The sequence below is a fragment of the Priestia sp. YIM B13490 genome (assembly GCF_042787735.1).
GTDB classification, from domain to species: domain Bacteria; phylum Bacillota; class Bacilli; order Bacillales; family Bacillaceae_H; genus Priestia; species Priestia megaterium.
Genome location: NZ_JBHZOT010000006.1, coordinates 356,324 through 370,342 on the forward strand (window position 1 = coordinate 356,324; position 14,019 = coordinate 370,342).

General features: G+C 38.0%; 15 protein-coding genes and 1 riboswitch. Of the genes, 9 read left to right on the plus strand and 6 right to left on the minus strand.

Annotation, left to right across the window (positions count from 1 at the left end):
• Window positions 1-145: 145 nt before the first annotated feature.
• Window positions 146-1,495 carry a glucose-6-phosphate isomerase gene (locus ACFX4R_RS19960; protein WP_013059589.1) on the plus strand — a complete coding sequence of 450 codons (1,350 nt, stop codon included), beginning with the start codon at window positions 146-148 and terminating at the stop codon, window positions 1,493-1,495.
• Between the two features lie 354 nt (window positions 1,496-1,849).
• Window positions 1,850-2,254: a YugN-like family protein gene (locus ACFX4R_RS19965; RefSeq protein ID WP_377570119.1), complete on the plus strand. Its 405-nt coding sequence runs from the start codon at window positions 1,850-1,852 to the stop codon at window positions 2,252-2,254.
• A gap of 9 nt (window positions 2,255-2,263) precedes the next feature.
• Here the strand turns inward: ACFX4R_RS19965 and ACFX4R_RS19970 are convergent, their stop codons facing one another.
• The 3 genes from ACFX4R_RS19970 to cdaS all read right to left on the minus strand — a co-directional run bounded on the left by ACFX4R_RS19970 (window position 2,264) and on the right by cdaS (window position 4,227).
• Window positions 2,264-3,052, minus strand: coding sequence for a potassium channel family protein (locus tag ACFX4R_RS19970; RefSeq protein ID WP_043977198.1), 789 nt, complete (start codon window positions 3,050-3,052; stop codon window positions 2,264-2,266).
• 67 nt (window positions 3,053-3,119) lie between these two features.
• Window positions 3,120-3,503 (minus strand): VOC family protein, encoded by a 384-nt coding sequence (locus ACFX4R_RS19975; RefSeq protein ID WP_013059586.1) that lies wholly within the window; start codon window positions 3,501-3,503, stop codon window positions 3,120-3,122.
• A gap of 97 nt (window positions 3,504-3,600) precedes the next feature.
• Entirely contained in the window at window positions 3,601-4,227 is a 627-nt protein-coding gene (gene cdaS / locus ACFX4R_RS19980) for a sporulation-specific diadenylate cyclase CdaS (protein ID WP_043977196.1), read from the minus strand.
• A 313-nt stretch (window positions 4,228-4,540) separates the two neighbouring features.
• A riboswitch (SAM riboswitch) is annotated at window positions 4,541-4,643 on the plus strand.
• A 254-nt stretch (window positions 4,644-4,897) separates the two neighbouring features.
• Between cdaS and ACFX4R_RS19985 the strand changes: the two genes are divergently transcribed.
• The 7 genes from ACFX4R_RS19985 (at window position 4,898) to ACFX4R_RS20015 (ending at window position 10,767) form a co-directional block, all read left to right on the plus strand.
• Entirely contained in the window at window positions 4,898-5,611 is a 714-nt protein-coding gene (locus ACFX4R_RS19985) for a phosphoadenylyl-sulfate reductase (RefSeq protein WP_025752724.1), read from the plus strand.
• Between the two features lie 19 nt (window positions 5,612-5,630).
• Window positions 5,631-6,710, plus strand: a complete 1,080-nt coding sequence (locus ACFX4R_RS19990; protein ID WP_080781573.1) for a sulfate permease — start codon at window positions 5,631-5,633, stop codon at window positions 6,708-6,710.
• 52 nt (window positions 6,711-6,762) lie between these two features.
• Window positions 6,763-7,914: a sulfate adenylyltransferase gene (gene sat, locus ACFX4R_RS19995; protein ID WP_097824843.1), complete on the plus strand. Its 1,152-nt coding sequence runs from the start codon at window positions 6,763-6,765 to the stop codon at window positions 7,912-7,914.
• Window positions 7,915-7,926: 12 nt separating this feature from the next.
• Window positions 7,927-8,526 carry an adenylyl-sulfate kinase gene (cysC, locus tag ACFX4R_RS20000; RefSeq protein WP_014457932.1) on the plus strand — a complete coding sequence of 200 codons (600 nt, stop codon included), beginning with the start codon at window positions 7,927-7,929 and terminating at the stop codon, window positions 8,524-8,526.
• A 91-nt stretch (window positions 8,527-8,617) separates the two neighbouring features.
• Complete coding sequence (gene cobA / locus ACFX4R_RS20005) at window positions 8,618-9,397, plus strand: uroporphyrinogen-III C-methyltransferase (protein WP_165575746.1); 780 nt, start codon at window positions 8,618-8,620, stop codon at window positions 9,395-9,397.
• A gap of 13 nt (window positions 9,398-9,410) precedes the next feature.
• Window positions 9,411-10,178, plus strand: coding sequence for a sirohydrochlorin chelatase (locus ACFX4R_RS20010; RefSeq protein ID WP_097824842.1), 768 nt, complete (start codon window positions 9,411-9,413; stop codon window positions 10,176-10,178).
• Complete coding sequence (locus tag ACFX4R_RS20015; protein WP_043977187.1) at window positions 10,159-10,767, plus strand: NAD(P)-binding protein; 609 nt, start codon at window positions 10,159-10,161, stop codon at window positions 10,765-10,767. The genes ACFX4R_RS20010 and ACFX4R_RS20015 overlap by 20 nt, the downstream gene beginning before the upstream one ends.
• A 26-nt stretch (window positions 10,768-10,793) precedes the next feature.
• On the opposite strand, the gene ACFX4R_RS20020 is transcribed toward ACFX4R_RS20015, so the two are convergent.
• The 3 genes from ACFX4R_RS20020 to ACFX4R_RS20030 all read right to left on the minus strand — a co-directional run bounded on the left by ACFX4R_RS20020 (window position 10,794) and on the right by ACFX4R_RS20030 (window position 13,610).
• Window positions 10,794-11,471, minus strand: a complete 678-nt coding sequence (locus tag ACFX4R_RS20020; RefSeq protein WP_013059577.1) for an MgtC/SapB family protein — start codon at window positions 11,469-11,471, stop codon at window positions 10,794-10,796.
• A gap of 119 nt (window positions 11,472-11,590) precedes the next feature.
• The gene (locus ACFX4R_RS20025) at window positions 11,591-13,177 is read right to left on the minus strand and encodes an AMP-binding protein (protein WP_377570121.1); all 1,587 of its coding nucleotides are present in this window, start codon (window positions 13,175-13,177) and stop codon (window positions 11,591-11,593) included.
• Between the two features lie 238 nt (window positions 13,178-13,415).
• Entirely contained in the window at window positions 13,416-13,610 is a 195-nt protein-coding gene (locus ACFX4R_RS20030) for a hypothetical protein (protein ID WP_025752735.1), read from the minus strand.
• Between the last annotated feature and the right edge of the window lie 409 nt (window positions 13,611-14,019).

Genomic DNA, 14,019 nt, shown 5'->3' on the forward strand with positions numbered 1-14,019 from the left:
TTATCGTTAAATAAAAAGGTACATACAATGATTGCAGTTTCAACAAACTATAATGATTGTGTCAAATTGTAAGTGGATTCACTTGAATTCAGCTAACAGTTTCGATAAAGTGAAAAATAAAGATATTTTAATGGAGGAACAGACTATGACACATGTTCGTTTTGATTATTCAAACGCGTTATCATTTTTTGGTGAACATGAACTTACATACTTACGTGATGCCGTGAAAGTAGCTCACCATTCAATTCATGAGAAAACAGGTGCTGGAAACGACTTTTTAGGATGGGTCGACCTTCCTACAGAGTATGACAAAGAAGAATTTGCACGCATTCAAAAAAGTGCAGAAAAAATTAAATCTGATTCAGATGTATTAATTGTTATCGGTATTGGAGGATCTTACTTAGGTGCTCGTGCTGCTATTGAAATGCTTCAGCATTCATTCTATAACACATTATCAAAAGAACAGCGTAAAACTCCGCAAGTTATTTTTGCTGGTAACAACATCAGCTCAACGTACATGAAAGACTTAATGGATGTTTTACAAGATAAAGATTTCTCTATTAATGTTATTTCAAAATCTGGTACAACAACAGAACCGGCGATTGCTTTCCGTATCTTCCGTAAATTATTAGAAGAGAAATATGGCAAAGAAGAAGCACGCAAGCGTATTTATGCAACAACAGATAAAGCGCGTGGCGCATTAAAAACATTAGCGGACGAAGAAGGCTATGAAACATTTGTTATTCCAGATGATGTAGGCGGCCGTTATTCAGTATTAACAGCGGTTGGCTTATTGCCAATTGCCGCTGCGGGTCTTGATATCGAACAAATGATGAAAGGGGCAGCTGATGCTCAAGAAGCATTCTCATCATCAGAGCTAGAAGAGAACCCAGCTTATCAATATGCTGTAGCTCGTAATGTTCTTTATAATAAAGGAAAAACAATTGAAATGCTGATTAACTATGAGCCAGCTCTTCAATACTTTGCTGAGTGGTGGAAACAGTTATTTGGCGAAAGTGAAGGAAAAGACCAAAAAGGTATTTACCCTTCATCAGCTAACTTCTCAACGGATCTTCATTCTTTAGGTCAATATGTACAAGAAGGTCGTCGTGATATTTTTGAAACAATTGTACAAGTTCAAGATTCTCGTCATGAGCTAACAATTGAAGAAGATGCAGCGGACTTAGATGGATTAAATTACTTAGCTGGTGAAACAGTTGACTTTGTAAATAAAAAAGCCTTCCAAGGTACAATGCTTGCTCACACAGATGGGGGCGTTCCAAACTTAGTTGTGAACATTCCTGCGCTAGATGAGTATACGTTCGGATATGTTGTATATTTCTTCGAAAAAGCATGTGCAATCAGCGGCTATTTATTAGGCGTAAACCCATTCGATCAGCCGGGAGTAGAAGCATACAAAGTAAATATGTTTGCTCTGCTTGGAAAACCTGGTTTTGAAGAGAAAAAAGCAGAATTAGAAAAGCGTTTGAAATAAATAAAAAGAGGGCGGTACAAAAGTATTTTAGCCCAAGTGAAAAACGAACCATTGATCAACATGTTTGATTAGTGGTTCGTTTTTTTTGTTATGGTGAATATAGTTTCATCTGTTTAGGTCCTTCTAACAGTTGATTGGAGCGCAAGTGACGAGGAGGCTCAGCGCCCGCCCGCGGAAAGTGAAGCCTCGCACAGACATCAACTGCGGTGTCGCAAGCGATTTATATGAGCTGCTTTATCCAGTTTGTTCGTCTTTAGGTTGGATTCATTTAGTTATGTCTCACCCTCTTTTTTGCTTTTGAGATAAAGGATAAAACGCTGGAAAAAGGACATGTTAAAACAGAGGAGGGATAACATGATTGAATTATCTTCAAGATTAGAGGGAACATTATTCAAGCTTTACGAATTAGAAAAAACGCTTAAGCCGCTTGGGTATAACATTGGAGGAAATTGGGATTACGACCATGGTTCATTTGACTATAAGATGAACGATGAAGTCGGCTATCAGTTTTTACGTATCCCGTTTACAGCTACGAATGGAGAGCTGGATTCTAAAGGAACAACCGTACAGATTGGCACGCCATTTTTACTTTCACATAAATATCAAGTTGGTCTAGATGACGATGTTCACAATGGAAATGTTAGTGCTTCATTTAATCAGTTTGCAGAGCCCCAAGACGCAGACGCTTCATTTCCAGAAAAGTATATCAGCTTAGGAGAAGAGCTAATTAGAGAGGCAGAAAATGCGCTGCTTCAGTAATTGAAGGAACTATTCTTTTTTTAAACTCTCTAATTTTTTCACAAAAATATGTTCGTACATGACTTGACTAATCAACTCGTTTGTTTTAATCATTTCATTCACCCCCAAGTTTTGTGCATTTTGAATATGCTTTTTTGTTAAAAGTTCAACGATGCTGTAAATAGAAGGGTTCAATCCTTGCAGAGCGACTAACGTAACAATAGTATTCATGTCTGCATATTCTTCTGTCTTATGCTGATCGGCAGTAATCAGCACTTTTTTTGCGTACCGAGCGTTGGCAAGTTCTAATACTTCATAATGAGAGGGACTTCCTTTAATAAAATGAACGCGATCACAAATCATGGGATTTTTAGTCAGAGAGTCGTCGATAAGCACAATGTCTTCTTTATGAAATGCGTCGCGATAATACTCTAACACGAGTTTGGCGCGCTCATTCCACCCAACAACGATGAAGTGATCTTTTCCATAAAATTTTAAATTCCCTTCCAAATAAGCGCTCTCAGCAGAAACAGCAATTTTAGAAAGCGTGACAAAATAAGTAGTAATAAATCCCGTTCCGATCAGAACTAAAATAATTGCAGCTAACCTTCCAATCGTAGTGGTCGGAGCAAAATCACCGTACCCTATAGTAGAGATTGTAATAATAACCCACCAAATTCCTTCAAACACATTCCCGAACGTTTGCGGCTCTAGGAAATGTATAAGCATGCCAAAAAACAGAACAAGGCAGCCGATAATAAAAAGAAGCCGCACTAAAATAGAACGACGAAAAAGTCGAAATAATAGCCATTCCATCATAAAAAAACCTCCAGTGATTAGTCATAGCCACAGTATGACCATTTTTCACTGAAGGTATAAGATATCTTTATCTTTTTACTTCGTAATATTCAATCCATTCTTTGTCTGGACCGTAGAAAAATAAGTATCTTGCTCCATTTGGCAAAGTTACAATGTTTTCTTCCACAAATGAAACGCCTGCTGATTTTAAACGCTCAAACTCCTCTTCAATTCCGTCTACTGCCAGCGCAAAATGATGAACTTTACCTTCGTTAGGTAAGCTTGAGTTATACCCTTGAATTAACTCTACGATTACATTGCCTTCTAAACCTAGAAAAGCTAGCTTCAAAGACGGATCGGTATGTGGTAGTTTTTCGATGAGCTCTAATCCCACTTTTTGCGTATAGAACTCAATCGATTCTTCTATATCCTTTACTTGAACGCCTACATGTTCAAATTTTAAAATTGTCATATGCATCACCCGTATCTATAGTATGTAAAAACTATGAAATATATTAAAGAGAAAGGATATAGAAGTCAAGATAGGGCTGCTTATCAGGAAAGGGCTCTTAAATCATATTTTTGCTGGAGTGAATAGGGTAGAGGCTTCCATCAAGAGCAAACGAAATTTTGCCTGTTTCTTCAGATACAACTAAAATTAATGCATCCGATTTTTCCGACATTCCAATGGCTGCACGGTGACGTGTTCCCAATTTTTTGTTCGTTAAAATAATAGACGAAAGAGGTAAAACATTAGCAGCTGAAATAAGCTGATTATTTCTAATTAGGACGGCTCCGTCATGTAAGGGTGTCCCTGGATAGAACAGTGTCTCAACTAGCGTAGCGCTGACAGGAGCTTGAATAGGCATTCCTTTTTGAATAAGAGGGTCTACATTTTGTTCCCGTTCAATGACAATTAAAGCGCCGTGACGTTTCTCCGAAAGGTTATGAATAGCTAAAGACAGAGCAGCATATTCAAATGTATAAGGCGATAAATAATGGCGCAAGTAATAAGAGGCAGCCGTAGCTTGAACATCTTGAAATAACCTTCTCATCTCCTCAAAATCACATAGGATACAATGATCACTCGTGTCTAAATGTTTAATTAAATTAGAGGCTTCAGTTGAAATCTGCTGTAAATATGTTCGCACATTATTTTTAATTGTATCGTCTAATTGAAAAGGTTGTCTCTCCATCTTATATAGCTCCTATCTGTCAGTCAGTGTTATCTGTAATGTGTGCTAATGTGGGTGAATTATCCGTAAAGCTTATAAATCCCTTATTAATTTTATAGAGAGGTTTTGTGTTTTATTTAGCAAGAGAATATAAAAAGTTGGAGAAAAAAGAAAGCGTTTTATAAATTGATATGTTCACATTTGGGTTAAATTTACATATGTTGTTTTAAATAAAAGTATAGATATTTCTGTGAATTTAAAGTATAGTTTTCTTATCGGATATATGATTTTTAATGTTGACAAATATTCTAAATATGCTAAAATTTTTAAAAAATGCTTATCAAGAGTGGTGGAGGGATCTGGCCCGCTGAACCCCGGCAACCTGCTTAGCAAGGTGCTAATTCCAGCAAAGTGTGTATCATTTTGAAAGATAAGGTGAAAATTTATTGCCTACCCAGTCTTTCAATATGGAAGACTTTTTATTTTGATATAGCGCAAGCGATAATTTGAGGAGGGACACCAATGACTGTAACCCCCGACTTAAAACAAATTTTTGAGCATGTCGAAGCAAAGTAAGAATTAAATAGTTTCGCTGACTAGACACACTAGAGGCGGTTTTATCCAATTCTAGTGGGTAAAACCGTCTTTTTTTATTGGATAACGCGGATAACTAAGAATTGGAGTGAAGAAAATGGCAGACTTATATACGTACGAAAACTGGAGTGATACATTTCCAGAGTTCGACAGTGAAGATGAAACAAAAGGAGCCCTTTCAGCATTGCAGTGGGCGTATGATACCTACGGAGATTCAATTATTTACGCATCAAGCTTTGGTATCGAAGGAATCGTGTTAATTGATTTAATTTCAAAAGTGAAAAAAGATGCTGAAATTGTCTTTTTAGATACGGGCGTTCATTTTAAAGAAACATATGAAGTAATTGATGCAATTAAAGAACGCTTTCCTGATTTGCGTATTCATATGAAAAAACCGGATTTAACGCTTGCAGAACAAGCTGAGAAACATGGAGATGAGCTTTGGAAGAGTCAGCCTAACCTATGCTGTCAAATTCGAAAAATCATCCCGCTAAGGGAATCTCTTGCTCCTTATGATGCGTGGATTTCTGGTTTGAGACGCGAGCAGTCTGAATCTCGTGCCAACACGAATTATTTTAATAAAGATGAGAAATTCAAGAAAGTGAAAGTCTGCCCGTTAATTCATTGGTCCTGGAAAGAAGTTTGGCGCTATGTGTATAAGCATGATTTACCATATAACAAACTTCATGATCAAGGCTACCCAAGTATCGGCTGTGAGCCCTGTACCGCACCTGCCTACAATGTAGACGATTTACGTTCAGGAAGATGGGCAGGTACACAAAAAGTTGAATGCGGATTACACGAATCTTAAATACGAAAGAGCTGAATAAATGATGCTTTTATATGTTGCCTTTATCATTGCGCTTTTTTTTGCAATGAATATTGGGGCAAGCGGTGCAGCAGCAGCTATGGGCGTTTCATACGGCTCCGGTGCGATTAAAAAGAAAAGAGTAGCCCTGTTCATCTGTGCTGTAGGTATTGTGCTCGGAGCCATTATCGGAGGCGGCGAGGTGGTAAAAACCATCAGTTCAGGTATCATACCTGAAAAATTGCTGTCAGTAGAATTAGTTATTATCATTCTGGCTGCTGCAACGCTGTCACTCTTTTTCGCGAATTTAATTGGTATTCCTCTATCAACAAGTGAAGTAACGGTTGGTTCAGTTGTTGGAGTAGGCGTAGCTTATCAATCTCTGTATGTGGAAAAACTTTTAGTTGTCATGTCTTTTTGGATTATTGTTCCGCTGGTTTCATTTGTCATTGCTTTTTTGATTGGAAAAGTGATAAAACGCGGAGCGCATAAAAAAGAAGCAAAGGGAACGTGGAAAAGAGTTTTAACGATTTTAGTTATAGCGACGGGATTCTTTGAAGCCTTCTCAGCTGGAATGAATAACGTGGCAAATGCTGTCGGTCCTCTAGTAGGAGCTGGATTAATGGATGCCACAACGGGTGTCATAGCAGGAGGATTGGCAGTGGCGCTCGGAGCTCTTTTACTAGGAGGCCGAGTTATTGAAACAAACGGGAAAAAAATTACTCGCTATTCTGTAGGGGAAGGGTGCATTATCTCGGGTACTGGTGCTTCTCTTGTCACAGTCGCTTCACTGTTTGGTTTGCCAGTACCCCTTACACAGGTCACTACGTCTTCTATTATTGGAATAGGAGCAGCGAAAACGGGATTCACGAAAGAACAGCGCGAAGTTGTCATTCAAATGTTAAAGGTTTGGGTGGTCTCCCCTGTATTTTCACTCGTAATCTCATATGTTCTTGTGAAATTAGTACTTGAAAGCGACTTATATTCATTTGTGGTGCTAGCTAGCGGATGTATTGCCACAGCAGGTGTTCTAAGCTTAGCTAGAGCGACTAGAAGAAAAAGAGCAAGCTTGCAGTCGGAAAAAGAAAAAATGACTGCGTGATTCAAGTGCTTTTTATTATATTGTGTTAATTATTTAAGGAGGATTTTACAAAATGACAACAATTCAAGCACACGGTGGAGAATTAATTAATTTATATCAACCAACATATGACTACACGTCACTAACAAAAGAAATCGAAGTAGATAACATGGCCCTAAGTGATTTAGAACTAATTGGAATTGGTGCTTACAGCCCAATTACAGGATTTTTAGGAGAAAAAGATTATCAATCAGTTGTTGAAAATATGCGTTTAGCAGATGGAACAGTATGGAGTATTCCTATCACTCTTCCTGTAACAGAAGAGCAAGCTAAAGAATTAAACATTGGCGACAAAGTAAAACTTGTTCAAAACGGCGTAACGTATGGTGTTTTAGAAGTTTCTGAAGTATATACGCCAAATAAAGAAAAAGAAGCGGAGAACGTGTACCGCACGGCAGAACTTGCTCATCCTGGCGTGAAAAAAATGATGGAACGCCCAAATGTATATGTAGCAGGTCCAATCGTACTTGTAGAACGTACACCTAAAACGCGTTTTGAAAAGTATTACCTAGATCCTACTGAAACAAGAGCAGCATTTGAAGAACGCGGTTGGAAAACGGTTGTTGGATTCCAAACTCGTAACCCTGTTCACCGTGCGCACGAATATATTCAAAAAACGGCATTAGAAATTGTAGACGGCCTGTTTTTAAATCCACTTGTAGGAGAAACAAAGTCAGATGATATCCCAGCAGATATCCGTATGGAAAGTTATGAAGTACTTTTAGAGAACTATTATCCTAGCGATCGTGTAGCTTTAGCAGTTTTCCCTGCTGCGATGCGCTATGCTGGACCTAGAGAAGCTATTTTCCATGCAATGGTTCGCAAAAACTTTGGATGCACACATTTCATTGTAGGCCGTGACCACGCTGGTGTTGGTGACTACTATGGAACATATGACGCACAAAAAATCTTCAGTAACTTTACAGCAGATGAATTAGGAATTACACCTTTATTCTTTGAACACAGCTTCTATTGCAAGAAATGTGAAGCGATGGCATCAACGAAAACATGCCCTCACAGCAAGGAAGATCATATGATTCTATCTGGAACAAAGGTACGTGAAATGCTTCGTAACGGAGAAGTGCCACCAAGCACATTCAGCCGTAAAGAAGTAATTGAAGTGTTAATTAATGGATTAGCAAAACAAAAAGTATCTTCAAAATAAGGAGCGGTTGAAGTGAGCAAATCAACAAACATTACGTGGCATGATGCTGGAATTACAAAAGAGGAAAGACGCGAGCAAAATAATCATCACAGTTTTGTACTATGGTTTACAGGTCTTTCGGGTTCAGGTAAATCTACCGTAGCAAACGCAGTGGCAAAAGCGCTTTTTGATAAAAATATTCGCAACTATGTATTAGATGGTGACAATGTTCGTTTCGGCTTAAATAAGAATCTAGGGTTTTCTGCTGAAGATCGTACAGAAAATATTCGCCGTATCGGTGAGGTTTCTAAGCTGTTTGTAGACAGCGGTCAAGTGGTACTAACAGCATTTATCTCTCCATTCCAAGAGGACCGAGCTCAAGTGCGTGAGATCTTAGAGGGGAATGAATTTTTGGAAGTATACGTGGAGTGCCCGTTAGAAGAATGTGAAAAAAGAGATCCAAAAGGCCTTTACAAAAAAGCAAGAAGCGGAGAAATTCGTGATTTTACAGGAATTGATTCTCCGTATGAGTCACCGGCTAATCCTGAATTAACAATTAATACAAGCACACAGTCTGTAGAAGAATGTGTACAAACTGTTATTGAATATTTAGCTAACCGAAAATTTATCTAAATGACAGCGGACTTTGTCCGCTGTTCTAATTCAAATTAAAATGTGGGAGCGCTGCGGAGACGTGGAAATGATGGAAGGGTGAAAGGCATTCATGGGGAAAGTATATCTAGTCGGTGCAGGACCGGGAGATCCAGATTTAATTACATTAAAAGGGTTGAAAGCAATTCAGCAAGCAGATGTTATCTTATATGATCGTTTAGTGAATAAGGACCTGCTGGAGTATGCTAAAAGTGATGCAGATATCATTTACTGCGGAAAGCTTCCGAACTACCATACCCTCAAGCAAGAAACAATTAACAACTTTTTAGTGAAATTCGCTAAAAAAGGAAAAATTGTAACGCGCTTAAAAGGCGGAGATCCATTTGTTTTTGGACGCGGAGGGGAAGAAGCAGAAGCTCTCGTGCAGCAGGGCATTTCATTTGAAATTGTTCCAGGGATTACATCAGGCATCGCAGCCGCTGCTTATGCAGGAATCCCTCTCACTCACCGGGAATACAGCGCAAGCTTTGCTTTTGTAGCGGGTCATCGTAAAGATAGCGAGCATGATGCAATCAAATGGGATAGCCTAGCCAAAGGTGTAGATACTCTTGCAATTTATATGGGGGTGCGGAACTTACCGTACATTTGCCAACAGTTAATGAAACACGGAAAAACCTCAGCTACGCCAATTGCATTGATTCACTGGGGAACATGTGCGGACCAGCGCACTGTAACTGGAACTCTTGGTACAATTGTTGATATTGTTAAAGAAGAACAAATTGAAAATCCAAGTATGATTATCGTTGGTGAAGTTGTGAATTTTCATGACCGATTAAATTGGTTTGAGAAGACTGGACAGCATTACTATTCGTTTGCACAAGAAGCTTACTAAAGAGGTTGATTATATGGATGCAGTTTTATATGTTTGCCATGGCAGCCGCGTAAAAGAAGGCGCTGATCAGGCAGTTGCTTTTATTGAAAGATGTAAAAAAAATCTAGATGTACCGATTCAAGAAGTTTGTTTCCTAGAACTAGCTTCCCCCACTATTGAACAAGGATTTGAAGCATGTATTGAACAAGGTGCTACTCGTATTGCAATTGTGCCTCTTCTGTTATTAACAGCTGCGCATGCAAAGCATGATATACCCGAAGAAATACACAAAGTATATGAACGTTATCCCCAGGTAGAGGTGCTGTACGGAGAACCGTTCGGCGTAGACGAACGAATTGTTGATATCTTGGTAGAGAGAATCAATGAAACCAATGTGGATAAGCATGAAGATTCGATGGTATTGTTGGTCGGCAGAGGAAGCAGTGATCCTGCTGTAAAAAAAGATTTTAACGAAATAGCTCAACTGCTAAAAGGGAAAGGTGCTTTTAAAGAAGTGAGCACATGCTATTTAGCTGCAGCTTCTCCTAATTTAAAAGAAGGCCTGCACCTTGCTAAACGAACTTCGTATAAGCAAGTATTCGTTCTTCCATACCTTTTGTTTACCGGTATTTTAATGAACGAAATTAAGGAAGAATTGGAGCAGCTATCAACAGATGCCCAGCAGTTTATCTTAGCCAACTACCTAGGTTATCATGATGGACTTGCACACATTTTAAGTCACCAAGTAAAAACGTTATTATCCAGCAAAGGAAATCAATACGATGTATACCGTTATGCTTGATTTAAAGGGTCGTTCGGTCTTAGTAGTTGGGGGCGGAACAATCGCAACTCGTAGAATTAAAGGTTTTTTACAAGAAGGAGCAGCCATTACAGTGGTTGCTCCAACTGTTTCAGCTGAAATAAATGAATGGGAAGCTAAAGATCAGCTGCGTGTAAAAAGAAAAAAAGTAGGAGAAGAAGACTTACTTAATGTCTTTTTAATTGTTGTGGCTACAAATGATCAAGCTGTGAATAAGTTTGTTAAGCAGCATATTAAAAATGATCAGTTGGTTAATATGGCCAGCAGTTTTTCCGATGGAAATATTCAAATTCCTGCACAGTTTTCTAGAGGGAGATTATCGCTAGCAATATCCACAGATGGCGCTAGCCCTTTGTTGACAAAGCGAATCAAAGAAGACTTATCCTCAAATTATGATGAGAGTTACACACAGTATACACAGTTTTTGTATGAATGCAGAGTTCTTATCCACAGATTAAATGTGTCAAAGAGCCGTAAACATGAGTTATTAACAGAAATTATCGATGATCAATACCGGCTGTCTCTAGTAAAACAGCGGGAATTTTTACAACAGATTAAAAAATACAAATAAAAAACGGCCAACTGGCCGTTTTTTATTTATACATTTTCAACTTCAATGCTTCGAATACCGCTGATTTTTTGAATTTCGTAATACACTTCTGTAGTAGGGCGCTGGTTATTAACTGACACTTTCATTCGTATATACAATTCATTGGTGTCTAAGTCTTTGATTCGAATATTTTTAATTGTAATATTCTTTTCTCTAATGCTATTAGTTGTATCAAAGATATTGTGCTTATCCGCCAGCTTGAGTTGAAGAATAAGCTCTTTCTCGCGCAGTTGCCTAGGCCCCAAAATAGTAATAAGGAAGGGAAGAAGTTCAACGCTGATAATGAGCAGTACAACTCCGGTAATAGCTTCAGGATAAAACCCTGCACCTACAGCAATGCCTATACCTGCTGCTCCCCAGATAATAGCCGCTGTTGTAAGCCCTGAGATGCTGTCATTTTCTTTTCGTAAAATGACGCCCGCCCCTAAAAAACCAATTCCAGAAACAATTTGAGCGGCCAGACGAAGCGGGTCCATTGTGATATGATCACCTTTATTAAAAATTTGAGAAGACTCAATCGAAACAATTGTGAGTAAACAGCTAATAATGGAAATTACGAGAGATGTTTTTAAACCAACAGGCTTTCGTTTTAGTTCCCTTTCGATTCCAATAATAAGACCAAGTACAGCGGAAATACCTAATTTGAGCAACATTTCATTTTCCATTATTTTCACCTATTTCAATAAACATTGTTGTTTATATCTGTATGAAAGAAGAAAAACAGATATGTATCAGTATAGTAAACTTTTCTTCATAATAACAGGTGGAATTCGAAAAAATCTGATTATTTATAAAGCGCTGCGATCTTTTCTTTCAATTTATATTTTTGAATCTTGCCGGAGGCCGTCATGGGAAAGTCGTCTATAAAATAAATATGTTCCGGAATTTTGAAATGAGCAAGCTTACCTTTGCAAAAGTCTTTGATTTCTTGAGCGGTAAGAAAAGAATGTTGCTTGAGTTTAATGCATGCAGCAACTCGTTCTCCATACTTTGGATCAGGAATACCGACAATTTGCACATCTTCTACCTCGGGTATTCTATATAAAAACTCTTCAATCTCTCTTGGATAAATGTTTTCTCCGCCTCTAATAATCATATCTTTTAGACGTCCTGTAATTTTTACATAGCCACCCTTATCGATGGTAGCTAAATCTCCTGTATGTAGCCAACCTTCTACAATTGTTTTTTCTGTTTCTTCCAGCATTTTATAATACCCTTTCATTGTTAAATATCCTTTTGCACAAAGTTCTCCTTGTTCTCCGAAAGAAGCTGGTTTACCTGTAACTGGATTAATAATTTGAATCTGTACATGAGTATGAACTTTGCCAACCGTTTGTACTCGCCGCTCGATAGAATCAGTTGGTGTTGTTTGGGTGATTACAGGAGATGTTTCGGTTTGACCATACGCGATCGTAATTTCATTGATGCCCATGTCATGTATGACTCGTTTCATTACTTCTGCTGGACAATTAGAACCAGCCATGATTCCTGTGCGAAGAGTAGATAAATCATATTGATTAAACTCAAGTGCATTTAATTCCGCAATAAACATAGTTGGTACACCGTGAAGAGCTGTACATTTTTCGTTCTCTACGGTGCGTAAAACAGAGGCAGGTTGAAATTCAATAATCGGTAGCATAGTAGCACCTACAGATACGCATGCTAGAACACCCAGCACACATCCAAAGCAATGAAAGAAAGGAACTGGGATGCATAAGCGGTCTTCGTTAGTCAGTTTCATAGACTGAGCAACTAAAAAGCCGTTGTTTACTATATTATGGTGACTTAGCATAACTCCTTTTGGAAAACCTGTTGTTCCGGAAGTATATTGCATATTGATAACATCATGGATATGTAGGGATTGTTCATGCTTATTGAGAACCTCATCCGATACCGTTAAGCTACTCATTAAAAACTCGTTCCAAGATGTATGTTCGCTTGATCCACTTAAGTTTATAAGATGTTTTAGTTTGGGAAGATTATGTTCAATACTAGTGATAATAGACGTATAAGAAGTGCTTTTAAATTCATCAATGAAAAATAGCGCTGTTGTATCAGAATGACTCAATACATACTCTAATTCAGAGGATTGATAACTTGTATTAAGGGTAACCAAAACAGCGCCTATTCTAGCTGCTGCAAATTGAAGAAGCAACCATTCCGGCACATTGGTAGCCCAGATAGCGATATGGTCGCCTTTTTTGAGACCAGTGGCTAGAAGTGCCTTTGCAACTCGAGAGGTTTCTTGATAAAATTCCGCGTACGTATAGCGAATATTTTGTTCAGAGTAGATAACCGCTTCTTGATGCCCAAACTTTTTTGTACTTTCTTTTAAAAGTTTTCCAACCGTTAATTCAAGCAATGGTTTCATTTGGTTTCCTCCTTGAATAATGTTAAAGTATATATGAAAGCGTTTTCTAAAAGTAGTTTATCAAATTTAAAGAAAGTGTTCCAAAAAATCATTCGACAAATTCCTTCACTGTCCATCGTACGTATGAAGAAGAGAAGTGACTGAAGTTATCACATTGATTTCAATAAGTAAGTATACTGAATGCGAATATTGTAATAAAATAAAGAAATGTCTCCTTTTTATAAGAAGACAATGCATGTTAATAAAGAATGGTATAAAAATATGAAGTAAACAAACAAAAAATCATGCTGAATGTTGAAAGTGAAATAAATGAAAGGCCGTTGACTTTGCCTTCTTTATTAGACATTTGAATTGATTCCCAATAAGCAAGTGAAATTAAGAGAATAGACATGCAAAAGGACAAATAGAGTGCAGCTGCAATTAAGGTACCCAAGTGAACGCCTCCTTGGCGGATAATGATTTAATAGACATTATGCTAGTGTGGCTCTAGATATGCTAGTATCTATTAATTGGCTAACGTTTCGTTTGCAAGAAAATAGTTTTTAAAAATATATCGAAAAACTATTGCACAATAAAAGAAGGCATGGTATATTATTAAATGTCGCTAAGATGAACTGCTAAAGCAAACATCGAAGCGATAAACAAATAAAAAACTTGTTGACAACTAGGTTGCAACTTGTTATGATGGTAAAGTCGCTTAAGAGCGGCGGTTGAACTTTGAAAACTGAACAAAGCGACAAACGTCAACGTTAAATTTTATTTTTTAATTGAGCAAGTCAAACATTTCTTCGGAGAGTTTGATCCTGGCTCAGGATGAACGCTGGCGGCGTGCCTAATACATG